At 72.7% G+C, this 23,010-nt stretch carries 24 protein-coding genes; 2 read left to right on the top strand and 22 right to left on the bottom strand.

Going from position 1 to position 23,010, the window contains the following annotated elements; all coding sequences use genetic code 11:
- Positions 1–43: 43 nt before the first annotated feature.
- The 19 genes from OG259_RS06000 to OG259_RS05910 form a co-directional block, all read right to left on the bottom strand.
- Positions 44–2,044 (bottom strand): 3-hydroxyacyl-CoA dehydrogenase NAD-binding domain-containing protein, encoded by a 2,001-nt coding sequence (locus OG259_RS06000; RefSeq protein WP_328941240.1) that lies wholly within the window; start codon positions 2,042–2,044, stop codon positions 44–46.
- Between the two features lie 5 nt (positions 2,045–2,049).
- A complete protein-coding gene (locus tag OG259_RS05995; protein ID WP_328941239.1) occupies positions 2,050–2,943 on the bottom strand; it encodes an alpha/beta fold hydrolase in 894 nt (297 codons plus the stop codon).
- Positions 2,924–3,697, bottom strand: a complete 774-nt coding sequence (locus tag OG259_RS05990) for a 2-hydroxychromene-2-carboxylate isomerase (protein ID WP_328941238.1) — start codon at positions 3,695–3,697, stop codon at positions 2,924–2,926. Before OG259_RS05990 ends, OG259_RS05995 begins: the two co-directional genes overlap by 20 nt.
- A 19-nt stretch (positions 3,698–3,716) precedes the next feature.
- Positions 3,717–4,463 carry a 3-oxoacyl-[acyl-carrier-protein] reductase gene (gene fabG / locus OG259_RS05985; protein ID WP_266899401.1) on the bottom strand — a complete coding sequence of 249 codons (747 nt, stop codon included), beginning with the start codon at positions 4,461–4,463 and terminating at the stop codon, positions 3,717–3,719.
- A 12-nt stretch (positions 4,464–4,475) separates the two neighbouring features.
- Positions 4,476–4,979 carry a 3-hydroxyacyl-ACP dehydratase FabZ family protein gene (locus tag OG259_RS05980; protein WP_328941237.1) on the bottom strand — a complete coding sequence of 168 codons (504 nt, stop codon included), beginning with the start codon at positions 4,977–4,979 and terminating at the stop codon, positions 4,476–4,478.
- Entirely contained in the window at positions 4,976–5,392 is a 417-nt protein-coding gene (locus OG259_RS05975; protein WP_328941236.1) for a 3-hydroxyacyl-ACP dehydratase FabZ family protein, read from the bottom strand. The genes OG259_RS05980 and OG259_RS05975 overlap by 4 nt, the downstream gene beginning before the upstream one ends.
- Positions 5,389–5,652, bottom strand: coding sequence for an acyl carrier protein (locus OG259_RS05970; protein WP_266899407.1), 264 nt, complete (start codon positions 5,650–5,652; stop codon positions 5,389–5,391). Before OG259_RS05970 ends, OG259_RS05975 begins: the two co-directional genes overlap by 4 nt.
- A gap of 64 nt (positions 5,653–5,716) precedes the next feature.
- Positions 5,717–6,829 (bottom strand): beta-ketoacyl synthase N-terminal-like domain-containing protein, encoded by a 1,113-nt coding sequence (locus OG259_RS05965; RefSeq protein ID WP_328941235.1) that lies wholly within the window; start codon positions 6,827–6,829, stop codon positions 5,717–5,719.
- Positions 6,829–7,686, bottom strand: a complete 858-nt coding sequence (locus OG259_RS05960) for an SDR family oxidoreductase (RefSeq protein ID WP_328941234.1) — start codon at positions 7,684–7,686, stop codon at positions 6,829–6,831. Before OG259_RS05960 ends, OG259_RS05965 begins: the two co-directional genes overlap by 1 nt.
- Positions 7,667–8,698: a beta-ketoacyl synthase N-terminal-like domain-containing protein gene (locus OG259_RS05955; RefSeq protein WP_328941233.1), complete on the bottom strand. Its 1,032-nt coding sequence runs from the start codon at positions 8,696–8,698 to the stop codon at positions 7,667–7,669. Before OG259_RS05955 ends, OG259_RS05960 begins: the two co-directional genes overlap by 20 nt.
- On the bottom strand, positions 8,692–9,903 hold the full coding sequence (locus tag OG259_RS05950) for a beta-ketoacyl-[acyl-carrier-protein] synthase family protein (RefSeq protein ID WP_328941232.1): 1,212 nt from the start codon (positions 9,901–9,903) through the stop codon (positions 8,692–8,694). The genes OG259_RS05955 and OG259_RS05950 overlap by 7 nt, the downstream gene beginning before the upstream one ends.
- Complete coding sequence (locus OG259_RS05945) at positions 9,903–10,901, bottom strand: hypothetical protein (protein WP_328941231.1); 999 nt, start codon at positions 10,899–10,901, stop codon at positions 9,903–9,905. Before OG259_RS05945 ends, OG259_RS05950 begins: the two co-directional genes overlap by 1 nt.
- A complete protein-coding gene (locus tag OG259_RS05940) occupies positions 10,898–11,668 on the bottom strand; it encodes an alpha/beta fold hydrolase (protein WP_328941230.1) in 771 nt (256 codons plus the stop codon). Before OG259_RS05940 ends, OG259_RS05945 begins: the two co-directional genes overlap by 4 nt.
- On the bottom strand, positions 11,665–12,702 hold the full coding sequence (locus OG259_RS05935; RefSeq protein WP_328941229.1) for a beta-ketoacyl synthase N-terminal-like domain-containing protein: 1,038 nt from the start codon (positions 12,700–12,702) through the stop codon (positions 11,665–11,667). Before OG259_RS05935 ends, OG259_RS05940 begins: the two co-directional genes overlap by 4 nt.
- Before the next feature lies 1 nt (position 12,703).
- Entirely contained in the window at positions 12,704–13,843 is a 1,140-nt protein-coding gene (locus OG259_RS05930; protein WP_328941228.1) for a beta-ketoacyl synthase N-terminal-like domain-containing protein, read from the bottom strand.
- Entirely contained in the window at positions 13,840–15,123 is a 1,284-nt protein-coding gene (locus OG259_RS05925) for a beta-ketoacyl-[acyl-carrier-protein] synthase family protein (RefSeq protein WP_328941227.1), read from the bottom strand. Before OG259_RS05925 ends, OG259_RS05930 begins: the two co-directional genes overlap by 4 nt.
- A gap of 5 nt (positions 15,124–15,128) precedes the next feature.
- Complete coding sequence (locus OG259_RS05920; protein ID WP_266899425.1) at positions 15,129–15,398, bottom strand: acyl carrier protein; 270 nt, start codon at positions 15,396–15,398, stop codon at positions 15,129–15,131.
- Positions 15,399–15,441: 43 nt separating this feature from the next.
- Positions 15,442–16,371 (bottom strand): LLM class F420-dependent oxidoreductase, encoded by a 930-nt coding sequence (locus tag OG259_RS05915; RefSeq protein WP_266899427.1) that lies wholly within the window; start codon positions 16,369–16,371, stop codon positions 15,442–15,444.
- Between the two features lie 32 nt (positions 16,372–16,403).
- On the bottom strand, positions 16,404–16,835 hold the full coding sequence (locus OG259_RS05910) for an SCP2 sterol-binding domain-containing protein (protein WP_328941226.1): 432 nt from the start codon (positions 16,833–16,835) through the stop codon (positions 16,404–16,406).
- Positions 16,836–17,130: 295 nt separating this feature from the next.
- Here OG259_RS05910 and OG259_RS05905 point away from each other — a divergent pair, with 295 nt between their 5' ends.
- Together OG259_RS05905 and OG259_RS05900 are read left to right on the top strand one after the other, a co-directional pair.
- Complete coding sequence (locus OG259_RS05905) at positions 17,131–18,387, top strand: NAD(P)/FAD-dependent oxidoreductase (protein WP_328941225.1); 1,257 nt, start codon at positions 17,131–17,133, stop codon at positions 18,385–18,387.
- Positions 18,384–19,631 carry a cytochrome P450 gene (locus OG259_RS05900; RefSeq protein WP_328941224.1) on the top strand — a complete coding sequence of 416 codons (1,248 nt, stop codon included), beginning with the start codon at positions 18,384–18,386 and terminating at the stop codon, positions 19,629–19,631. The genes OG259_RS05905 and OG259_RS05900 overlap by 4 nt, the downstream gene beginning before the upstream one ends.
- A gap of 108 nt (positions 19,632–19,739) precedes the next feature.
- On the opposite strand, the gene OG259_RS05895 is transcribed toward OG259_RS05900, so the two are convergent.
- The 3 genes from OG259_RS05895 to OG259_RS05885 form a co-directional block, all read right to left on the bottom strand.
- Complete coding sequence (locus OG259_RS05895; RefSeq protein WP_328941223.1) at positions 19,740–20,576, bottom strand: ester cyclase; 837 nt, start codon at positions 20,574–20,576, stop codon at positions 19,740–19,742.
- Complete coding sequence (locus OG259_RS05890; RefSeq protein ID WP_266899432.1) at positions 20,573–21,772, bottom strand: NAD(P)/FAD-dependent oxidoreductase; 1,200 nt, start codon at positions 21,770–21,772, stop codon at positions 20,573–20,575. Before OG259_RS05890 ends, OG259_RS05895 begins: the two co-directional genes overlap by 4 nt.
- A gap of 77 nt (positions 21,773–21,849) precedes the next feature.
- Positions 21,850–22,944 (bottom strand): hypothetical protein, encoded by a 1,095-nt coding sequence (locus OG259_RS05885; protein ID WP_328941222.1) that lies wholly within the window; start codon positions 22,942–22,944, stop codon positions 21,850–21,852.
- Positions 22,945–23,010: the final 66 nt, after the last annotated feature.

Genomic DNA, 23,010 nt, shown 5'->3' with positions numbered 1-23,010 from the left:
CTAGGGGGTGTCTTGTCGATCAGGCCGGGCTCGCCGGGACCCCCTAGGCGTCCGCGCCCGGGGCGGTCGGCCACTCGCCCAGGCGCCGGCCGAGGGTCTTCTCGGAGATGCCGCTGTCGTCCAGACGGGGCGTCACGCCGCCGAGATGGAAGGGCCAGTCCCCACAGGTGAGCAACGCGAAGTCCACGTCCCGGGCGTCCGCGACGACGCCCTCGTCGACGAGCAGCCGGATCTCGTGGGCGAGGGCGGCCAGCGCGCCGTCCAGCGGGGCGCCGGGCGTGATTCCGCCACCGGGAAGGTCTCCGGGCATGGTCTCCAGGAGCCGGCCGACGGTCTCCTCGCCCAGCTCCCGCAGCACGCGCGACGGCGGCACGGGCAGGGCCAGTTCCTCGCACGCCCCGTCGATCGCGGCGGCCGCGTCTCCGGTCCCGGCCGACTCCCCGGTCGCGGCGAGCAGGGTGCCGAGGAATCGGGCCCGCAGCCGGTTCACCACGAGCCCGGGGGAGTCGGCCACCGGAAGACACTGCATGCCGAGCTTGCCCGCAAGCTGCCCTGCGGTGGCCCGGGCGGCCTCGTCCACCTCCCGCGAGCCGGCCAGTTCGGCCAGCGCCCCCGTCTCACCCACGTTCGGGAAGTGCAGCCGCACCAGCCGCTCGGGGGACTTCAGCCCCGCCGCCAGTTCGCTCCGGGACCACACGGGCGTGGTGGACACCAGCGGACACGTCACGGCGACCGCGTTCTCGGCGCGGCGTAGCGACTCCCGCACGGCCTCCAGGTCGCCCGGCGTCGCCTCGATCACCGCGTCGGCCGCCGCCAGAGCGGTCGCAGGCTCCGTGCTCGCGCTGATCAGCCCGGCGCAGCCGTCGGCTCCGTCGGCGCTGATCCTGCCCTCGGCGGCCAGCCGGTCCAGCTCCTTCCGTACGTGGGCGAGCGCGGCGTCCACCGCCTCCTGCTCGTCGTCGACCAGCACGACGGGGATGCGGAGCTTCGTCAGGCACAGCAGAGCGAGACGCCGGGCCGTCGCTCCCGAGCCGAGGATCCCGATCCGCCCCACAGGTCGTGCCCGGCGCGGGTCGGGCTGCCCGGGATGGCCGGCGGCGTGCGTCTGAGTGAGCCGGAGGGCGTAGAGGCTCGCACGGAACTCCCGGCTCATGAACAGTTCGGTGGCCGCTTCCTCGGCCGCGGCGAACACCTCGTCCCGCTCGCCGCGGCGGGCGAGTTCCAGCAGTTCCAGCAGGTGTCGCGGCGCGGGCAGCACGTCGTGGGTACGGGCCGCGACCACCTCGCGGCCGCGGTCGAGCGCGCTGTCCCAGGCCGCGTCGTCGAAGGTGCCCGCGCGTTCGACGACGGTGGTCCCGGACAGCACGTCCGCCGCCCACTGCAGCGAGAGCTGGAGGAACCCGCCGGGATCCACCAGCGTGTCGGCGAGACCGAGGCCGTGTGCGGTCGGCGCGTCGAGCATCCGGCGGCCGGCCAGGGGGTGGTCGAGCAGGAGGGTGACCGAGGTGTCCGGACCGACCAGCCGCGGCAGCAGCCAGGCGCCGCCCCAGGCCGGGACGAGACCGAGCGAGCACTCGGGCAGCGCGAGGGCCGGAGCGCTGCGGGACAGGGTCCGGTACGTGCAGTGCAGCGCCAGTTCGAGCCCGCCGCCGATGGCCACGCCGTTGACGAACGCGAAGCTGGGCACGGGGAGTTCACCCAGCCTGCGGAAGACCCGGGTGCCCTGGCGGAGCGTCGCGGAGGCTTCCTCGCGGGAGGTGACGCCCGCCGCGAGAGCGAGATCGGCGCCGGTGCTGAACACGAACGCCTTGCCGGTGATCCCGACACCGGCGATCTCGCCCGCACGGGCCGCGGCCGCCACGGTGTCGAGCGCCGCGTCGAGGGCGGCGAGTCCTTCGGGGCCGAACGTGGCCGGCCGCATCGCGGGACCCATCGGGGGAAGGCCGTTGTCGAGCGTGATCAGCGCGAGACGTCCCGCCTCCCCGGGAAGGTCCAGGAAGCGGACATGGGCCGCGGTGACGGTCTCCACCGCGGGCTGTCGCATGGTCGTCACTGATCCTCCAGGGCTGATGTGGGCGAGGACTGCGCACGTGCACCGGCCGCGAGGAACTCCCCGATCAGGGACAGGAGTTCGGTCGGGCGCTCGACCGGCGGGGTGTGGCCGGTGTCCGGGAGCTCGACGAGCCGGGCGTGCGGGAGGAGCGCCGTGTAGCGGGCGGCGACCGGAGGCCGGATCGGTACGTCGCCGCTCCCGTGCACGACCAGCGTCGGGACGGTGATGCCCGGCAGCAGGTCCGCGATGTCGCCGCGCGTGTAGACCGAGTTGCAGGCCTGCTCGATCCGCTCACCCGTCAGAGTCTGGAAGTGATCGATCCAGTACCGGGCGGAGTCGCTGCCCTGGAACGAGCGGTGGAAGTTCAGCCGAGCGACCATCCGGGCGAGATCCTCGCTCATCCCGTAGCTGAGGACGGTCTCGACCATCGCCAGGAACGGCCGGGCCGTGGACTCCGGCTCGGAATACGGCTGTGTGTCGACGAGCACGAGTCCCGAGACCAGGGAGGGATGCCGCAGCGCCATCCGCAGCGCTTTCATCCCGCCCATCGAGTGGCCGACCCAGACGGTGGGGCGGCCGTCCCCGAACGCCCGGTAGGCATCGGCGAGCCGGTCCACCTCCTCCTCCAGGGTGTACGGGGTGTCACGGGCCGGGGCGAGACCGTGCCCGGGCCCGTCGATCGCGACGACGGGGTGCTCGTGACGGAGCCCGGCCATGACCGGGAGCCAGACCCTGCTGTCGGTGAGCAGCCCGTGCAGCAGCACCACGGGCGTCCCGGTGCCCTGCCGGTGGACCCCGAACGACCAGTCGCCGGAGGCGACGACCTCGGACACGGTCCCGGGGCCGAGGGGTTCGAAGGTCCTCGACGGATCAGCCGCATCCACCCGCATGGCCGATGTCACCTCCCGGGCGGACGTCCGCCTCCGCCAGGACCGACTCGGAAGCGGAAGCGGAGCCGGAACCGGAACTGGGACCGGGACCGGGGCCGCCGCCCGCGTCGCCGTCCGGGGCCAACGAGGCGAGGAAGGCGGAGAGCCGGTCGACGCCCCAGTACTTGTCGTGACCGTTGACGAAGAAGGGAACCCCGAACACGCCTTCGCGGATCGCCGACCGCAGTGCCTCGGCGCCTTCCTCGCGCAGCCCCGGATCGTCGACGGCCTCGGTGAGGACGTCCCGGGCCAGGCCCAGCCGGTCCGCGATGCCGGCCATGGTCGCCCGATCGCAGATGTCCAGCCCCTCCTGCCAGCGGGCCTGTTGGGCCTGCTCCACGAAGGCCGGTCCGAACCCCCGGCGGCGGGCGGCGAGATACGCCAGGTGGGGCACCTCCCACACCGGTGTGTGATCGACCGGCCAACTGACCTTCAGACCACGGGAGGTCGCAAGTCGACGCACATCGGCGAGGATGTAGAAGTGCTTGGCCCGCGACATCTGCGTGTACACGAACGTGCTGCCCGTGTCCGCGAGAAGCGCCGTGGTCCGTTCGTCGGGCTCCCAGTACGGCACCCACTCCAGGGTGTCGGCCGACCCGGCATGGCGGTTCATCAGATCATGGTGGGCGAGCCAGGAATAAGGGCTGCGCAAGGAGAAGTAGAAGCGGCGCTTCGGTACGGCCGTCCGGCCCGCACCGCGGTCGGGTGGTGCCATCACCGTCCCCTTTCGGAGGTCAGAGAGAGATGCCGCCGTCGATCTGGACGACCTGGCCCGTGATGTACGCGGCACGGTCGGAGACCAGGAACGACACCAGGTCCGCGACCTCTTCGGGCTCGCCGAAACGGTCGAGCGCGATGCGCTCCCGCATCTGCTCGGCGACGGCACCGCTCAGTTCCGCGGTCATGTCGGTGGCGACGAACCCCGGCGCGACGACGTTCGCGCGGATCCCGTAGCGCCCCAGCTCCTTGGCCACGGACCGGGTGAAGCCGATGATCCCGGCCTTGGTGGCGGCGTAGTTGGACTGCCCGACGTTGCCGTACACACCGGCCACCGAGGAGAGGGTCACCAGGGATCCGGCGCGGCGCTTCATCATCGGGAAGACCGCGGCCCGGCAGATGTTGTAGGTGCCGTTCAGATTGACGTCGACGACGTCCTGCCAGTCCTCCTGGGCCATCAGCACCAGGGGCTTGTCGCGGATGATCCCCGCGCAGCTGACCACCGTGTCGACCGGCCCCACCTCCTTCTCCGTCAGCGCGACGAAGGCCCGGGCGGCGGCCGGATCGGCGACGTCGGCCCGATGGGCGAGGACGCGCGCCCCCGTCGTACGGGCAAGCTCCGCGGTCTTCTCGGCCGACTCGGGCTGGGAGCGGTAGCAGAACGCGATGTCGTAGCCGTCCTGGGCCAGCCGTTGTACCACCGCGCGCCCGATCCCCCGGGATCCACCGGTGACCAGGGCGACGGGACGGTCCTGTCCGGGCATGCTCGTGACTCCTCAGTGAAGGGGCTGGGGATGGGCGAGATCGGAAAGCGGGCGGAGGGCGACGATGAAGTTCCCGACCTCCAGCGCCGTGGAGCCGCCGACGAGGGTCCGTCCGGCGAGCAGGGTGGTGTCACCGACCGCGCGGACGACGTGCACCTCGTGTTCGAGCACATCACCCGGATACACGGGGTGGCCGAACCGCATCCGGTCCAGCGCTCCGGCGAGTTCCACCTTGCCGGTGGTCACATCGGGGTTGGGGGTGTCCCAGACGGCCAGCAGGACCGCCGCCTGCGCCCAGGACTCCACGAGCAGCGGCAGCGGATAGCGGAACCCGGCCGACGGGGCACCGGCCGGCACCCTGCGGTAGTGCGGTTCGTTCACCGTGACGGCCTTGACGGCGGTGAGCCGCTCCCCGGGCACGGCGGCGGTCACCCGGTCGACGAGCAGCATCGGGTACCGGTGCGGAATGATCCGGGTGATGCCGGCGACGTCCGCCGACTCCGGCTGCCTGGTCACACCGCACCTCCGGGCCCGGCCGCCGGCCGGTGCTCGTGGACGATCCGCAGGTCGGCGGCTCGGCCCCGCCCCGTGTCGATCGCCACCGTGGAGCGCACCCCGGAGTCGCCCGCCGGCGGTGCCTGGTACGTCACCCGGATCGTCAGTTCGTCGCCCGGGAAGACGGGTTCGCGGAACCTGCAGAGCTCCACGCCGACGAGCTCCACGGTGCGGCCCCGGCGCTCCTGGTCGGCCGTCACCGTGCCGTCGGCCAACTCGAGGAGGCCGACCCCGGGGAACACCGGGAACCCGGGATAGTGCCCCGGGAACGCCTCGTACCCGGGATCGACCGTGGCCAGAGCCGTCACCGTGTCGTCCGTGAACTCCACCGTCCGCGAGGCCAGTCCGAGCAGCGAGGGCGCCGTCGCCGTCATGAGGCGGCCCGCAGCGTCTCTTCGAGGAGTGCGTGGGTCGTCGCCAGGGTGGAGATCTTCTGCAGCTCCTCCTCGGCCAGCGTGACGGAGAACTCCTGCTCCAGGCGGACGGTGATCTCCAGGGCCATGAGCGAGTCCACGCCCAGGTCGTTGACGAAGTGCGCGTCGTCGGAGACCTCCGCGACGTCGACGTCCAGGATCTCGGCGATCAGGACGCGCAGCGCTTCCAGGTCCAGTTCGGTGCCGGTCTGCTCGGACATGGGCTTCCTTTCCGGGGGAGGGACGATCGGGGGTGCGGTGGGCGGGCCACGGCACGGTCGGGGGTCACAGCAGGCGCAGGACCGTACAGGCGACGAGGCCGTCCCCGTCGAGGGAGGTCACCAGGGCGACGCCGCCGTCACCGGGCCCGGTCGGGCCGACGGCGAGCACGGCGGCCAGCTGCAGGGCGGCCGACGCGGCGGAGGCGTCGCCGAACAGGTCGCGGACCCGCACGAGTTCGGCCTCGGTGCCGTCCATCGCCTCGGCGAGGGCTTCCGCCTCGACCCCGGGCGGGCCGCCGGTCGCGTCCGACGGAGCCGCGAGACGTACCTCGGCGGGACTCACTCCCGCGTCCCGCAGGGCGTTGCGGATGCACCGGACGAGCGTCGGGCGCAGGTCCTCCGGCGAGTGGAACGCGGCGAACCGCGCCGAGAGGATCTCCGCGCGCGGCCGACGGCCCTGCCGCGCCGCGGAGTCCGCGTCCTCCAGGAGGAACATGGCGCAGCCCTCGGCGAGCGGGGTCGCGCCCCTGTCGCGGGGATCGCCGGTGTGCCAGTCCAGCCAGGCGCGCTGCACCGAGAACTCCTCGACCGCACCGCACAGCACGGCCTCGCAGTGCCCCCGCTCGCGCAGCCGTGTCGCGTAGCGCAGGGCCTGCAGGCCGGTCAGCGGGCCCCCCGCGAGGGTGGCGTTCGGTCCCTTGAAGCCGTACCAGATGGCGCTCTGGCCGGCGGCCCGGTTCATCACCGTGTTCGGGAAGCGCGCCGGGTCGACGTAGAAGGGCTTGGCGCCGGTGAGGGAGTCCCGGGTGAAGTCCATGGTGCTCTGCACGCTGCCGGAGCCCGTGCCGAGGACGAGCCCGACCCTCTCGGGGGCCGAGGGAAGCGGCTTGCGCGACCCGAACGGTTCGAGGAGCGAGCCGAGCGTGGCCACCGTGATGCCGGTGAGCCGGTCCATGGAACGGGTGCCCCGGCTGCCCAGCGCCTCGACCACGTCGAAGCCCGGGACCAGGCAGACCTGGTCGGAAGGGGCCTGCCATTCCTCGCTGTTGAGCCGGGGGACGACGGTCCGTCCGGCCCGCACCCCTTCCGTGAACGCCTCGCCGCCGATGCCGTACGGCGACAGCGCCGACCAGTCCGAGATCACGGTGGACCTGCGGGCCGGTGAGATGACAGCCATCAGTGGGCGCCCCTTCCCTCGTGCGGCGCGTCGTCGCCGCGGTTCCTGTTCCAGGTGGTTCCCGCGGCGACCAGCTCCGCGCCGTCGACGCCGATGGTGTTGCCGGTCAGCCACGAGGACTCGGCGCGCGAGAGCATGACGACCACGTCGGCCACGTCCTCGGGCCGGGTCAGCCGGCCGTGCGGGTTGACCGAGGCGGACCGGTCCACGAACTCGGCGTGGCCCGGGATGCGCAGCAGCGACGGGGTGACGGTGACACCCGCCCGCAGCGCGTTCACCGAGACGCCGCGCGGCGCCAGTTCGCAGGCGAGCTGACGGACATGCGACTCCAGTGCCGCCTTGGCCGCCGACACGGCCCCGTAGCTCGGCAGCACCTGGCTCGTCCCGGCGCTGGTCATGGCGAGGATCTTCGCGCCGTGGCACAGCAGCCCCGCCGCCATCAGATCCTGCGTCCAGTACACGAGGCTGTGCGCCATGACGTCGAGCGTCATGTCCATCTGCCGCGGGGTGAGGACGGTCTTGTCGTCGTCCCGCGGAAGGAACGGCACGAGGGACCCGAAGGCCAGCGAGTGCAGCACCGTCAGCAGACCCGCACCGCCGGTCAACTCCGTGATGGTGGGGATGAGTCGCTGTCGGGTGCGGGCGGCGGCGGCGTTGGCGTTGAACAGGTGGGCCCGGGAGCCGAGCGCCCGGAGCTCGCCCTCCAACTCCTTGGCCCGCGCCGCCGCTTCACCGTGGTCGAAGTGCACCCCGATGATGTGGGCGCCCTCCTCGGCCAGCGCCAGGGCGGTCGCCCGGCCCATGCCGCTGGAGACCCCCAGTACCAGACACCAGCTGTCACGCAGAGACTTCGGCATCGATCCCTCCCGCCGGGTGATGGTGAGTGGCGGCGCCGCCGACGCGGGCCGCCGCGAGCTGTCCGGTCGCCGTCGCGGTGACGACGACGCAGTCCTCGGCCCCGGTGGAGAGCAGGGCCGCCGCGTGCAGCAGCGGGGCGAGGCACCCCGCGCCCGCGGTCCTCTCGTGCAGCGGCCGGGCCCCGGCGGTCAGCGACGCGAGTTCCCGGGCGACGGCCCGGCCGCGCGCCGAACCGTCGAGGACCGCGTACACCGGCAGGGGGTGCCGCTCCCACTCCGGGCACAGCGCGTGGACCAGGTCCGCCACGCGGCGGCTCAGTTCCCCGCCCGGTGCGTCCCGCCCTCCGGCCGGAGGCACGAAGGCCGAGCGGACCCGGCACACCCCCTGGATGTGCGCTCCGCGCCGCTCCGCGTGGGCCCGGGGTTCGAGGACGAGCCCCACGGCGCCCTCCTCGCCGCTCCCCGCGCCGGGTTCCCCCGGCGGGACCCGGTCCTCGGCCGCGGTGACGAGCACAGTACGGGCCCGGCCGAGGCGCAGTGCGCGCGTCGCGACCTCCACCGCCTCCAGGCCGGCCACGGCCGGGGAGGTGAGCGTCAGACTGAACCCCTTGAACATCTCCTCCGAGGCGAGCCTGCTGGCGAGGACGTTGATCGCGAAGTAGGGAGCGGTCGCCGGACTGAGACGCTCCGCGCCGCTCTCGATCACCGTCCGGTCCATGTCCCGGAACAGCGGGGCGAGGGCGCTGTTCGTCCCGAGGACCAGACCGCGCAGCTCGGGCGGCACCCCGTCCGCCGGGCCGGCCGCACGCAGCGCCCGACGGCCCGCGGCCAGCAGATAGCGGGCCCCGGGCGGCAGGTACTTGTGGCCGCGCGGCCCCAGCTCGGCCCGCGCGTCGAACCACTCGGCGTCCGCTTCCGTGGGAGCGGGGTCCAGCACACCGGCCGGGGTCCGCCGGGGCGACACCAGGCCGACGCCCGTCACCACCACCTCGTCCTGGGCGACCGTCAGCACGGGACCGCCTCCCGGACCACGAACGAGGCGTTGTTGCCGCCGAACGCGTAGGCGTTCACCAGCACCGCCGGGTTCCCGAGCGGGACCGGGGCCGGGAACACCGGGACGGCGCACTCCGGGTCCTGCCGGCCCAGCGGCACATTGCCGGGTACGGACCCGTGCCGCACGACGAGCGTCGCGGCGACCGCGGCGAGCCCGGCGGCGGCGCCACCGGTGTGGCCGATGAGCGCCTTCAGACTGTAGAGCGGCGGCACCCCGCCGTCCGCGCCGGCGAACACGCTGTTCAGCGCAGCGCTCTCCACCTGGTCGTTGAGCCGGGTGCCCGTTCCGTGCGGGATGACACAGCCGATGTCGCCGGGACCGAGCCCTGACGCCCGAAGCGTCAGCCGCATCGTCCGGGTGATCTGCTCGCCGCCCGGCTCGGGCGCCGTCGGATGGTGGGCGTCGCAGCTCCAGCCGCAGTCCGCCAGCTCGGCCGACGGGCGCGCCCCGCGGGCCGCGGCGTGCGCGGCCGACTCCAGGACCACCACGGCGGCACCCTCGCCGAACACCGTGCCCGCCCGGTCCACCGCGAACGGGCGGCAGCCCCTGGCGTCCACGGCTCCCATCCGGTTGAAGCTCGCCAGCGCGATGCGGGAGTAGGCGTCGGCTCCGCCGCTGATCACCACGTCGGCCTCGCCGCAGCGGATGAGGTCGGCGGCGATGCCCAGCGCGAAGCCGCTCGCCGCGCAGGCGTTGCTCACACTCGTGACGACACCGCCGACGCCGAGGGCCGCCGCGAGCCCGGTCGCGACGTCGAAGCCGGGACGCCACTCCTCGCCGTCCGACGACGCCCGGGCGCGCCCGTCCTCGACCCGGTCCCGTTCCTGCTCCCCGGTGGACCCCATGCAGGTGCCGAGGACGACCGCGGTCCGGCTCGCGGGCAGGAGCCCCGGCTCGATCCCGGCCTCGGCGAGCGCCTCCCGGGCCGCGGCGAGCGCGAACGACGTCGCCCGTCCGGCCCCGTCCGCGGACCGGTGCCCGGCCCGGTCCGCCGGCCCGTCCTCGGGCACCAGATACATCAGCGGCAGATCCATCCGGGCATGCGGATCGGGGAGCTTGTCGGGCGGCCGGGCGGCGCCCGTCGTCATCGCGTCCCACAGCGCGCGCGTCCCGGGGCCGTGACAGGTCACGGCCCCGGTGCCGGTGATGAGGACGGGCTCCATCAGCCCTGCTGCCCGTTCAGGCCGCGGATCATCCGGTCGTCGAACTCCGCCAGGCTCCAGTCGTGACGGCTCTCGATCTTCGCGTACCCATGGGTGATCCGGCCCGTCGCCGTGTGCACCGGAACGCCGTCGCGCAGCACGTAGCAGTCCATCCGGGCCGTGTAGGTGAGCCGCTTGAACACGTTCTCGACGGTGAGGACCGTGTACAGCTCCTCCTCCATCCCCACCTCCTCCAGCATGGAGACCGAGTTCTGCGGCACCACCGGAATCCAGTCCTGCTCGTCGAGCAGCCGCTTGATGGAGATGCCGCGGTCCTCCAGGAACAGGTCGACCGCCTCCTCCATCAGACGCAGATAGCCGGACATCTGCAGACGCTCGGTGAAGTGGCAGTAGAAGTAGGGGACCCGCCACTTCCACCCGTACGCGTTGGAGTGGCCGGTCAGCTCGGCGAGCAGCGCCTCACCGTCCTCGGCCTTGGCCGGCGGCGCGGCGGCGAGTGGCACCTGGACGAGCGCGGAGCGGGCGATCCGGTCCACGGAGAACGGTTCGACCGGTGCGGGGACCGGTGCGGCGGCGCCCCCGCGCGGGTCGACGCGCAGGGCCACCCGTACCTTCGCGGCGACGGTCTTCACCGGCGTCGGGCCGTCCACATGAAGGGTGACGGAGAGCGCCATCTCCCCGTCGACGGGCTGCTCCTCCGGCACGACCTGCGCCGTCACGTCGTCGTCGATGTGCGTGGCGGACAGGATCCGGGCGTTGATGTCCACGATGTCGACGCAGAGCCCGTAGTCCTCGTACAGCATCCCGGCGGCCCAGCCACCGCGCCGGAAGTGTTCGAGCACGGCCTCCTCCACCAGGTAGTTGACGTGCTTGAAGCCGATCCAGGTACAGATGTTCGACCCCTCGAAACGGGGCCTGAGCCGGACCGTCGTGGTGCGCCGGGTCACCGGGGAGGCGGTGGGCAGCGGGCGGGCAGCAGAGACAGAGGCCTCTATCACGTCATCTCCAGTGAGGTGATGGCCGGCGGCGGGCCGCCGGGGGGATGGGGTGCGGCGGTGAGCGAACCGAGGAAATCGGTGAGGAGTCCACCGAACCGGGCGGGCTGCTCGGCCATCGGGAAGTGCCCGCAGGACGGCAGGAGTTCGAGACGTCCGGCGGGCAGCGCCCGGTCGAGCGCCGCCGCGTCCGTGGGGCGCGCGGCGAAGTCGTTCTCGCCCGCGACGATGAGCACCGGGAGGCGGACGCGGTGTACGGCGAGATGGGGGGTCCGCAGGTACGCGCCGAAGAAGTCCATCCATCCGTACGGCCCGATCCGCTCCCGTACCCGGAGGGCCATGGACTCCCGGGTCGCGGGCGGCAGCCGGTCGCCGGACGAGACGCTGAGCCCTTCTTCGAGGATGAGATGGAAACGGTTGAAGTAGTAGGAGATCGCCGACCAGTCGAAGTCCCGCTGCCGGGGCCGGTAGAACGGCGACACGAGCACCGCGCCCCGCAGACCGCTGTCGTGCTCCCGGACGAGGAACTCCAGCAGGGCGTTGGCCGCGAACGAGTGCGCCACCACGACCTCGGCCCCGGTGGTACGCACCGCCCGCGCGACCAGCTCCGCGGGATCGCCCGGCCCCTCGGGGTGCGCGGAGCCGTCGACCGGCCAGTCGATGTCGACGGGAAGCAGCTCCACCCCGTCGGGCGGCTGTGCGCACCACGGCTGCCACAGCGCGGTGCTGCCCGCGAGGCCGTGCAGCAACGCGACCCTCAACTCCGTCACGGCGCACCCCCCGACGCGGACGAGGAGAGAAGCAGCAGTGCCGCCGCCGCGTCGTCACCCGTGCCCTGCCGCCCCGGCCCGGTGCCGTGGCCCGCCGAGGCCAGCACGGACGTGTGCCCCGTCCGGACCAGCTCGGCGGTGGCAGCCACGCACTGCAGGACGCCCAGCGCTCCCGAGCAGCGGCCGAACCGCGCACTCAGGTCGTGGGTCGGCACCGAACCCTGGTCCGGACGGGCCGGCGCGACGGCCCCGAGCGGCGGCTCGGGCAGGTACCACAGGCCCGGCGGCGCCGTCTCGTGCCGCCGGACCTCCGACACGGCCGCGCCCAGGTCGGAGCGGCGCGCGTAGGGGCCGACGGCGGCGAGAGACCGGCCCCCGCGGGCCAGCACGGCCTCCTCCGCCTCGGCGACGAGCGCGACGGCGCCGTCCAGGAGCGGGACGCCCTCGTCCCCGGCCCCGCCGACGAGCCGCTCGACCGGTGCGTTCACCGGCTCGACGCCGATCACCAGGGCGCGGGTCAGACGGCCGGAGGCGATGAGGTTGCGGGCCCAGTGGACCGCGTCGAGCCCGGACGTGGGCCCATTGCACAAGGTCACGTTGGCGCCGCGCAGCCCGTGGGTGATCGCCACCCAGGAAGCGGTGACATTGCTCGCCGTGTTCGGCAGCAGCATCGGACTCGTCGCCGCGTAGCCGCGCTCCCGGATGGTCGCCGAGGTGTCGCAGACGGTGTCCACGTTCCCCCAGTTGGTGCTGACCACGACACCGAAGTCCGGCCGGTCCGCGCCCGAGCCGTCCTTCTCCGAGCCGTCGGACACCGCGCCGTCCGCGTCGAGCAGCCCCGCGTCGCGCAGCGCCCGCTCGGCCGCGCACAGCGCGAGCTTGGTGGCACGGTCCTTGTACCGCAGGCCGGGACCCCGCAATGTGCTCACCGGGTCCGGGCCGGCCGCGGGGGCCCCGGCTCCGAGCAGCGCGCCGGGACCCGACACGCCGGCCAGAGCCGTGCCCAGCCCGCTGATCACCACGCGTGTGCGCACCTCAAGCCATCCTCTCCACCACGGCCACCGCGTTGAGGCCGCCGAACCCGAACGAGTCGACCTGCGCGAGGCGCAGCTCCGGGTCGGTCGCCGGCTCCCGGCTCAGCCGGAAGTCGGCCACCTCCTCGATGGGCAGTTCCAGACCGAGCGTCGGCGGCACCCGGCCCGAGCGCAGCGCCTGGACGGCCGTGATCAGGCTGTGCAGCCCGGACGCCCCCGCGGTGTGCCCGATCATCGACTTGATCGCCGTCATCCGGGGCGAGCGCGACGCTCCGGAGAGAACGGTCCTCAGCGCCACCGCCTCGGCCTCGTCGTTCAGCGGCGTCCCGGTACCGTGCAGCAGCACCAGATCGATGTCGCCCGCCTTGACGCCGGCCCGTCGGTACGCCTCCCGCATGGCCCGCTCGATGCTCGCGCTGTCCGGCGCGGAGGGGTGGTAGGCGTCGCAGTTCAGCCCGACACCACGGACCCGGGCGTGCGCCCGCGTCCCGTACTCCCCGGACTCGCGGCGCAGCACCACCGCCGCCGCCCCGTCGCCCTGCAGCATCCCCCGCCGGTCCCGGTCGAAGGGACGCACGGACTCCGGGGCCTCCCGGTAGACCCGGTCGAGGAGCCCGTAGGTGCTCTCCGTGATGGTGTCCACGCCGGCCACGACGACGGTGTCGGCCTCACCGAGCGCGAGCAGGTCCGCACCGAGGCCCAGGGCGTAGAGGGAGGCGGAGCAGGCGTTCGCCACCGTGTACGTGCTGTCCGCCCCGAACCGCTCGCGCAGCGCCGTACCGAAGTGCAGCTCCGCCGGGTCGAACGGGGCGGCCTCGCACCAGCCGAGCTCGACCGACCGCAGCTCACGCAGGGTCGTGCCCACCAGCACCGGGACGCCGGCGAGGTCCTCGGGCAGCTCCGCGTCGCGCAGTGCGGCCGCCACCGCGTCGAGCAACCAGCCCGTCGCCCGCAGCGGCACATCCGCACCCGGGGCCGGCCGGTCGTCGATCTCGTAGGCGTGCCGCGCCCGGAACTTCGTCCGGTCGAAGCCGCGCAGCTCGGCCACCCCGCTGCGCCCGGCGCACAGCGCGTCGAACGTGTCGTCCACGCCGGCACCGACGCTGGTGACCGCGCCCATGCCGGTGATCAGGACACTCATCCGCCGCCTCCGCCCGTACGGGCCGGGCCGGCCGGGTAGGCGCCGAGGATCAGCACCGCGTTGTTCCCGCCGAACGCCAGGGCGTTGTTCTGCACGACCCGCAGCTCGGCCGGCCGGGGTGCGTTGGGCACACAGTCCAGGCCGCACTCGGGATCGGTCTCGACATGGTTGATCGTCGGCGGGATGAACCCCTCCGAGATCGCGAGAGCGCACGCGGCGGAGGCCAACGAGCTCGCGGCACCCATCGTGTGGCCGATCATCGCCTTGATGGAGATGGTGCTGGGCGGACCGTCACCGAACACCTGGCGGATCGCCGCCGCCTCCGTCACGTCGTTGGCCCTGGTGCCGGTGCCGTGCGCCGAGATGAAGTCGATCTCGTCGGGCTTCACCCCGGCGCTCGCGTGCGCCAGTTCCATGCACCGGGCGATGCTGTCCCGGTCCGGCGCCACCGGGTGGTGGGCGTCGCAGTTGAGCCCGTATCCGAGCACCTCGGCGTAGATCCGGGCGCCCCGGGCCAGCGCGGAGTCCAGCGTCTCCAGGAGCAGGACGCCCGCGCCCTCACCGGTGAGGATCCCCTTGCGGTTGACGTCGAACGGCTGGCAGGCCTCCGGAGCGATGGTGCCCAGCCGGTAGAAACCGGTGAACGTCTTGCGGCACATCGCGTCGGCACCGCCGACCAGCGCCACGTCGACATCGCCGCCCCGCAGGGCGTCCAGCCCGTATCCGATGGCGTAGTTGCCCGCGGCGCAGGCCGTCGCCAGGGTCGTGGCCTCCACGTCCACCAGCCCCAACTCGCCCACCACCGCGGCGGTGAGCCGCCCGGCCGGCACCCGGCGGGCGACCACCGGGTCGAGCCGCTCGGGTCCGTCGGTCAGCTGGGCCTCCACCAGGCGGTCGAGATCCGCCGACTCCCCGTCGGTCGTCCCCACGCACACCAGGGCACGGCGCTCGCGCAGCTCCTCGACGGGCATCCCGGCGTCCCGTACGGCCATCACGGCCGCGGCGACCGAGAACTGCGTGGCCCGGCCGAGCGTCTCGGGAGCGACATGGGTGATCCACTCGGCGGGGTCGAAGCCGGTGACCTCGCAGCCGTTGGCGTAGTCGAAGCCGGTGGTGTCGAACGCGGTGATGGGCTGAGCGCCGTTACGGCCCTCGCGCAGCCCCGCGAGGAACTCCCCGACCCCGATGCCGATGCTGGTGACGGTGCCCAGACCGGTGATGACCACCCGGACGGGCTCGTGCCGTTCCCGGTCGTTCCCGCCGGGCGGGCTGGTGGACACGGGGGTCACCGCGCCGACTGAGCCTGGTCCACGACCGACTCGACGCCCTCGAGATTGACCATGCGGCTGAGCTCGGCCTGGTCGATCGTGATGTCGAAGGTGCGCTCCAGGGCGGCGAGGATCTCGATCGCCCGGAGCGAGTCGGCCCCGTGGTCCTCCTTGAACAGACTGGTCTCGGTGATCTCCGCCGGGTCGATCTCCAGGATGTCGCAGAGCAGCTTCGTGATCTGCTCGCGGCGCTCGGAGGTGCTGGCGGCGTTGTCCGACGTGGTCATCTCATCTCCGTAAGTGAGTGGTCGAGGGTGCGGCGGGTGACGTTCACAGCTGCACGAGGACGTCTTTGACCAGCCATTCCATGGTTTCGACGATCTCCGAGGGGCGCATGGACAGGTCCAGCACCATCATCGAGACGCCGCACGAGCGATATGCGTCCAGCTGCTCGGCCACCTGCTCGGCCGTGCCCCGGATGCTGACCCGGTCGGACATGAAGTCCATGACCTCGAAAGGCGGGACGAGCGCACGGCGCACCGTGATCTCGATGGCCGCCGGGTCGCGGCCCGCCTCCTCCGCGAAGCGCGCGAGGGTGTCCCGGGCCGCCGGCAGTTCCTCCGGATAGACCTCGTGGGCGAGCCATCCCTCGCCGTACCGGGCCACGCGTCGCAGAGCGGGATCGGTGTTGCCGCCGACGTAGATCGGCGGTCCCTTCGCCGTGTACGGCCGGGAGGCCAGCCACATGTCGTCGAAATCGGTGAACCGGCCGTGGAACGAGGTCGGATGCTTGGCGGCCCACAGCGTCCGCATGACCTCGATGGCCTCGTCCGTGCGGACCCCGCGCTCCTTGCGCGGAACGCCGACGGTCCGGAACTCCTCGTCCATCCAGCCGATTCCGGCGCCCAGGATCGCCCGGCCCATCGACAGCTGGTCCAGCGAGGCGAGTTCGGAGGCCAGGATGACCGGGTTGCGGTACGGCAGTGCCAGGACGTGGGTGCCGATCCTGACGCGCTCGGTGGCGCCGGCCACCAGGCCCATCACGGCGATCGGCTCCAGCCAGGCGACACCCCAGTTGTAGGCGTCCGCGGTCTTCGCCCTCGGATACAGGCAGGTGCTCTCGCGCTGCCGGGGGAGGGCGACATGGCTGCTGACCCAGACGGAGTCGAAGCCCAGCCGGTCGGCGGCGCGCGCGACCTCGAGTACATAGCGGCGGCGGCCCGGCGGACCGACGGTGGGAAGTGCGATGCCCAGTTTCATGGCGTCCCTTCGGCGCGTGGAGTGGTACCGGGTCAGGCCGGCCGCTCGAACCAGTGCTCCAGCTTCGCGGCGTACAGCGTGTTGCCGGAGAGCTTGACCTTGCCGCCCAGGAAGGCCTGCATGCCGTTGAGCCGGCCCGTGAGCAGCTTGAGGAAGGTGTGCAGGGCGAGCGAGGTCGTCAGCTTCGGCGACTCGACCCGGCCCCGGCCGGTCTCGCAGGCGTCGCCGGAGATCTTCACGAAGTACTCGTGCACTCCGTCCGGGGTCCTGACCTCGTACTGGAAGGAGGCCTCCTGGCCCTTGGCGCGGTCCGCGCGGAAGGCGTCGGGCATGTTGCCGAAGACATCGTCGAGAAGTCCGGCGATGCCGCCCTCCTGACTCCGGGCGAAGGCCAGGACGTCGTCCTCCTTCTTGCTTCCCGCGATCTCCTTGATCTGTTCGAACCTGCTGGTGTCCAGAGCCATGGCCACACTCCTCGTGATCGCCTGCGTCCGGGGCGACGGCCCCGGCCGGAGTCCCGACGCGGGTCGGACGGTCCCTCACGCTGCCGGTCGCGGGGAGCCGGTGGCAGAGCCGTCAGGGCGGTGGATCTGTGCCCCGCCGGGAGCGGCTGGTGCGCCCGACCGATGGGCCCGCCCGAGTGGGCACCCCCTTGGGGGCTGTGGGCGTGCCCCGGGCGCCGCTTTGCTGTGCGGGGCACCGGCGGTCGTCGAGCCGCCCGCGGGGCGGCCGCCGCCTGGACGTACCCGCGGAGGTTGTATGTACGACGTCATTGTCGTGGGAGCCCGCTGTGCGGGATCCCCCCTCGCGATGCTCCTCGCCCGCAAGGGGTACCGGGTCGTCGTGCTCGACCGGGCGTCCTTCCCCCGCGACACCGTGTCGACCCACTACGTGCAGCCGAGCGGCCTCGCCCGGCTCCGACGCTGGGGCCTGCTCGACCGGTTGACGGCCACCGGCTGTCCACCGGTCACCGAGGCCCTGTGGTGGTTCGGGGAGACCTCGGTCCGCGGCTTCGCCCCGCCGCACGGCGACATCGCCATGGCCCTCGCACCGCGCCGTACCGTCCTCGACGCCCTGCTCGTCGACGCCGCACGGGAAGCCGGCGCGGAGATCCGGGAGAGCTGCACCGTCCGGTCCCTCGTCCGCGACGACGACGGGCGGGTCACCGGCGTCCGCTGCCAGGAGCAGGGCGGCGCCGAGCACACCCTGTCCGCGCCGATCGTGATCGGCGCGGACGGACGGGACTCCCTGGTCGCCCGGGAGACCGGCGCCGAGAAGTACAACAGCCGGCCGCCGCTCACCGTCGTCTACTACACCTACTGGCGGGGGCTGCGGCCCGAACGCCGTCACCGCAACGAGGTGTTCCTGGAGGGCGACAAGCAGATCGGGGTGATCCCCACCCACGACGACGCCTATCTCATCCAGGCGGCGCGCCCGCACGACTTCTTCGGCGAGTACCGCTCGGACATCGAGCGCCACTACCTCAAGGCCATCGAGGAGGCGGCACCCGCCCTGGCGAGCGAACTCGCCGACGGCGCCGAACGCGTGGAGCGCTTCCGGGGCAGCGCGTCGCTGGAGAACTTCTACCGCAAGCCGTACGGGCCCGGCTGGGCCCTGGTCGGCGACGCCGGCTACCACAAGGACCCGCTGACGGGGCAGGGCATCAGCGACGCCTGGCGCGACGCCGAGCTGCTCGCCGACGCCGTCCACGAGGTGCGCTCCGGCCACACCGACTGGGACACGGCGATGGCCGGCTACGAGCGGCTCCGCAACGCCGCCTCGGAACTCATCTACGAGTTCACCTGCGAGGCGGCGAGTTTCGAGTTCGACCCCATGACGCGACAGCTCGTCCGGGTCCTGGCCGAGAACCGCGACGAGGCCGACCGGTTCTTCGGAGTCATCGCCGGCACCGTGCCCGCCGAGGAGTTCTTCGCCCCGGACAACCTGCTGTCCATGCTCGCCCGGCTGCCGGCAGAAGCGCTGGCCGAGATCACCGGTACGGAAGGGACCCGATGACCGACCACCAGGACCACGACCTCCCGCCCTCCCTGAAGGACTTCGACCCCTACACACCGGAGTTCCGCGCCGATCCCTACCCCGAGTACGCCCGGATCCGCGACCTGGGCGGGCCCGTCCACTGGGACTACCTCGACTCGTACGTCGTGAGCGGCCACGCGGACGCCTCCGCGGTGCTCGCGGATCCGCGGCTGCTGCTACGGCCGCCCGCGCCGGTCGCCGAGCTGCTGGCCACGATCGTGCCCGAGTCGCTGCGCTCGATGAACCAGACGCTGCTGTTCCAGGACCCGCCCGACCACACCAGGCTGCGCAACCTGACCCGCCGCCCCTTCGCGTCACCGCGGCTCCAGGGCGTCCTGGCCGACGCGCGGGAGGCGGCCGACCGCATCCTCGGCGAGGCCCTGCGCCGAGGCGGCCTGGAGGTGGTCGACGACCTGGCGTTCCCCGTGTCGCTCCAGGCGATCGGCGATCTGCTCGGCATCCCGCGCGAGGACCTGCCGCAACTGCGGGACTGGGGCCAGGCGATGTCCCCGGCCGCCGACATCCCGGCCGACCCGGGTTCGATCGAGCGGGCCGTCGAGGCGTTCGAGGCGTTCGACGCCTACATCGGGCGACTCGCCGAGCGGCGCCGCGCCGACCCCGGTGACGACCTCTTCTCCTCGCTCCTGGAGGCCGAGCGCGAGGGACTGCTGAGCCGCGACGAGCTGCACGCCAACGTCATCCTGATCTTCATCTCGGGGCACGAGACGCTGGTGGCCTTCACCGCCAGCGCCGTCCTGACCTTCCTGCGCCACCCGGACCAGCTGGCCCTGCTGCGCGCCCGGCCCGAACTCGCCGCCACCGCGGCCGAGGAGGTCATGCGGTACGAGAGCCCGCTGCAGCTCGCCACGGCCGGCGGCGGGCGCTGGACCGCCGAGGACATCGAAGTGGGCGGCAGGGTCATCCCCGCCGACAGCCGGGTGCTCACCTTCATCGGCGCCGCGAACCGGGATCCGGCGGTCTATGCGGACCCGGACCGCTTCGACATCACCCGCTCGGGGGCCCGCCATCTCGCACTGGGCCACGGTCTGCACTACTGCCTCGGGGCAGCCCTGGCCAAGCAGCAGGGCACGCTGATGATGGAGGCACTCGCGGCCTGGCCCGTCGCCCTGGAGTCGGAGTCCGTCGAACGGCCCCGGTGGCTTCCGCTGTTCATGCAGCGCCGGCTGGCCGAACTGCCCGTGACGGTGACCCCGCTCGGCTGAACCCGGGCGTTCCCGTACGCCGCGGCAGTACGCCACGTACGCACGGCGCATCGGTACCGCGCAAGAAGGCCCCGGAATCATCCGGGGCCTTCTTCCTCGTGGTGGCCGTCAGCCGTTCTGCGGGGCGACCCCGAAGTCGGCGACCGCCGCGTAGTCCATGACGTCCCAGTGCTCGGCGATCAGCCCGTCCTGGACGCGCAGGAGATCGGCGGTGTGCAGCAGCAGTTCACGGCCGCTGGACGCCTCGTGACCCCGCCAGACGCAGAAGACGCCCACCAGGTCGTCCTGCGCGACGATCTGGGTGATCTCCCCGGTCAGATCGGGCGCCAGCGCGAACAGGCCGGCGAAGAAGTCCTTCATCCCCTTCAGCCCGCCTCCCGACTGGGCGGCGAAGGCGTTGTGCTGGATGTAGTCCTGCCGGTAGTAGTCGTCCGCACGGTCGAGCAGGTGCTGCTGCATCAGCTCGTCCCAGACCTTCAGGACCAGACGCATGTTGGCCTGCTCGGTCTCGGTGGCCGCCCAGTCGGGCTTTCCGGCGGGCTGGGTCTGGTCGCCCGCCGGCATGCCGAACCGGGTGAGCCCGGACTGGTCCACCACGCTCCAGTGCTCGGCGATCTCGCCGTCCCGGACCCGGTAGAGGTTGGCCGTGAAGAGCGTCATCTCCTCCTCCGAACCGGTCAGATGACCGGTCCAGCGCAGGAACACCAGCACCCGGTCGTTCTGGGCCACGATGTGCTCGACCTCGGCCACCGCGTCGGGGAACGCGGTGAACATCATGCCCACCCGGTTGCGCAGGGCGTCCGCGCCCACCTCGCCCTGGCCGCCGTGGTTGAGGACGTCCTTCGCGTAGAACTCGGGCATGCGGTCGAGCCGGTGCACGTTGTACACCTCCGCGTAGAGCCGCTCGATGAGCTCGGCGTTGCTGCTGCGCGTCGTATCGGTCATGTCGTCCTCCCGGCACTTGCCCGTTCGATGAGTTCAGGGGTGAAGAACGCGTCCCAGGTGAACTGGCCGGCGATCAGGCCGAAGAACCGGTCCACCTGGTCCTGGTCGCCGGAGATCACCCGCAGGATGTCCAGCAGCTCCGGCATCGGATCCAGCTGGGCCGCCTGGAGGTTGAAGAAGTACTCCGGCATGGCGTCCTCGTCGCGCTCGACGGCGAACGTCTCCAGGGCCTGGTCCAGCGGCAGTTCGCCGCCCAGGGCGGGGCTCAGCAGCCCCGCGAGCAGCTCGGCGTGCCGGATGGCGTCACTGATGCCGAAGGCTCCCACGGGGTCCTTGTGGAATCCCGAGTCGCCCACCAGCACCCAGCCCGGCCCGCTCGCCTGCCGGAAGAAGTTCGGCAGCCGGCCCGTGCCGTTGAACCGGGCGGTGCGCTCCCCGGCCCGCGCCCGCTCGGCCAGCTCCGGCGCGGTCGCCTCCAGCGCCTTGAGGTAGGAGCCCTCGACGTCCTTGCGGACCTCGTCGAACTCCGCCCGCGGCCACTGGATGCCGATCATCACGTTGTCGTCGTTGGTGGGGACGACTCCGATCGCGCGGCGACCCGTCACGTACACCTCGTAGTCGGCCTTGAGACCGCCCCAGTACGTGTAGTAGAGGCAGTTCAGCGTCGGGGCCTCCTCGTACTTGCGGGCCCCGACCGCGCGGGCCACCGTCGAGTCGACACCGTCCGCCCCGATCACCACCCGCGCGTGCTCGGTGTACTCCCGGCCGTCCGTGCCGCGGGCCCTGACGCCCACGACCCGGTCGCCGTCCCGGAGCACCTCGGTCACCTTGGTCTGCTCCCGCAGCTCGGCGCCGGCCTCGCAGGCCGCGTTCACCAGCAGCGTGTCGAGGACGAACCGGCGCGGACCGTACGCGGTCCTGATGCCGTCCACCGGCGGCGCGCAGCCGGTGATCGTGACGTCGTTCAGGGTCCAGCGGGCGATGTCCAGCGGGGGACAGCCGGTGGCCGTGAGGCGTTCCAGCAGGCCCCAGCGGGCCAGCCGCGCGACCGTGGGCTGATGGACGTAGTGGGTCGACATGGTGTCGCTGGGGAACTGGGCCCGGTCCAGGAGCAGAACCCGGTGGCCGGCCCTGGCCAGCAGCATGGCAGTGGTGGCTCCCGCGCACCGGGCACCGACGACTATCGCGTCGTACATCAGGTATCACGCCTCCTCGGCGTTGGTGGCGGACGGCTCCGCCGGACGGTGGGTGATGCCCTTCCGGGAGCCGGAGCTCACCGCAGCACCGCGGCGACGGACCTGCGCGGCGCGGCGGCCGCCGGCTGTGCCGGGTGGCCGATGCGGAAGGTGACGAGGGTCTGCCGGTCCGGGTCGCCGACGAGCTCGGCGAGCACGGAGTCGAACCGGGGCGGCTGCCCGGTCTGGCGCTCGCGATCGGCGCGGACCGTCATCATGTTGAGATGCCCGACGGCGAGCCCCCGGGCGGTCGCGAACAGATGGATGCGCTGGAGCAGCCGGCCGCCCTGGATCCGGTCCCGGAGGCTCGTCGCGTCCGGGACCGTGACCATCCCGAACGCGGCCGCGGTGGGCAGATGGACCTCGCGGGTCTGGCGCAGCCAGAACCGGTCGGCGGTACGCCGGGACGGCGAGGGCAGCCGCTTGCCCAGGGCGCTCAGCAGCGGTGGCATGCCCTGGGTGTCGACGGTCATCCCGTCGGGGCTGCGCTCGATGTCCCGGTCGCTCTTGCGGAACCACCGGTGTCCGGCGAGGGACTGGTCCTCGTCGGCGATGATCGCCTCCGTCGCGGCCGTCAGATGCTCGGCGACCCGCGCACGGTCCTTCTCCTCGGAGAACCAGAGCAGCGCCGGCGCGGGCAGATCGGCCCGGCCGAGACCGGCGATCTCCTGGAGCAGGGGCTCGGGCATGGGCTGCGGACGGAACGGGCCGCGGTTGGTGTGCCGGTAGGGGATGGCGTCGTACAGCTCGGACGCCGTCGCCTCACCGCGCTCCAGCCGTACGGTGGCGGCGTGTGCCGGATCCCCGTCGTCGGGGAGCAGCTCCACGTGCGGGGCGAACCCGCGGGCCCGGGCGGCCAGCACCATGTTCTCCAGGGCGCAGCCGAGGCCCACGTACAGCTCCCGGTCGAACGGATCGAGAGCACCCTGACGGCGCGACAGGTCGGCGTACAGACGCAGTCGGGCGCCGCCCTCGTCGTCCGCGTCGACGGCGAACCGCCACGGCTGTACGTTGCGGGCGTTGGCGGCCAGGATGCCGGCGGCGACGATGCCCTCGGCACCCTCGTGGTCCCGCCAGTTTCGCCAGGCGTCGAAGGCCGTGCCCTTCGGCGGCCTCGCTGAGTGTGTGGTCATCGCGGAACTGAGCGCAACGGATCCCATGGACGGCTACCCTGCGGCCGTCCCGGGAGTCACGGGAGT

The organism is Streptomyces sp. NBC_00250 (genome assembly GCF_036192275.1).
Taxonomy (GTDB): Bacteria; Actinomycetota; Actinomycetes; order Streptomycetales; family Streptomycetaceae; genus Streptomyces.
This window is presented reverse-complemented; position numbering and strand designations above follow the sequence as displayed.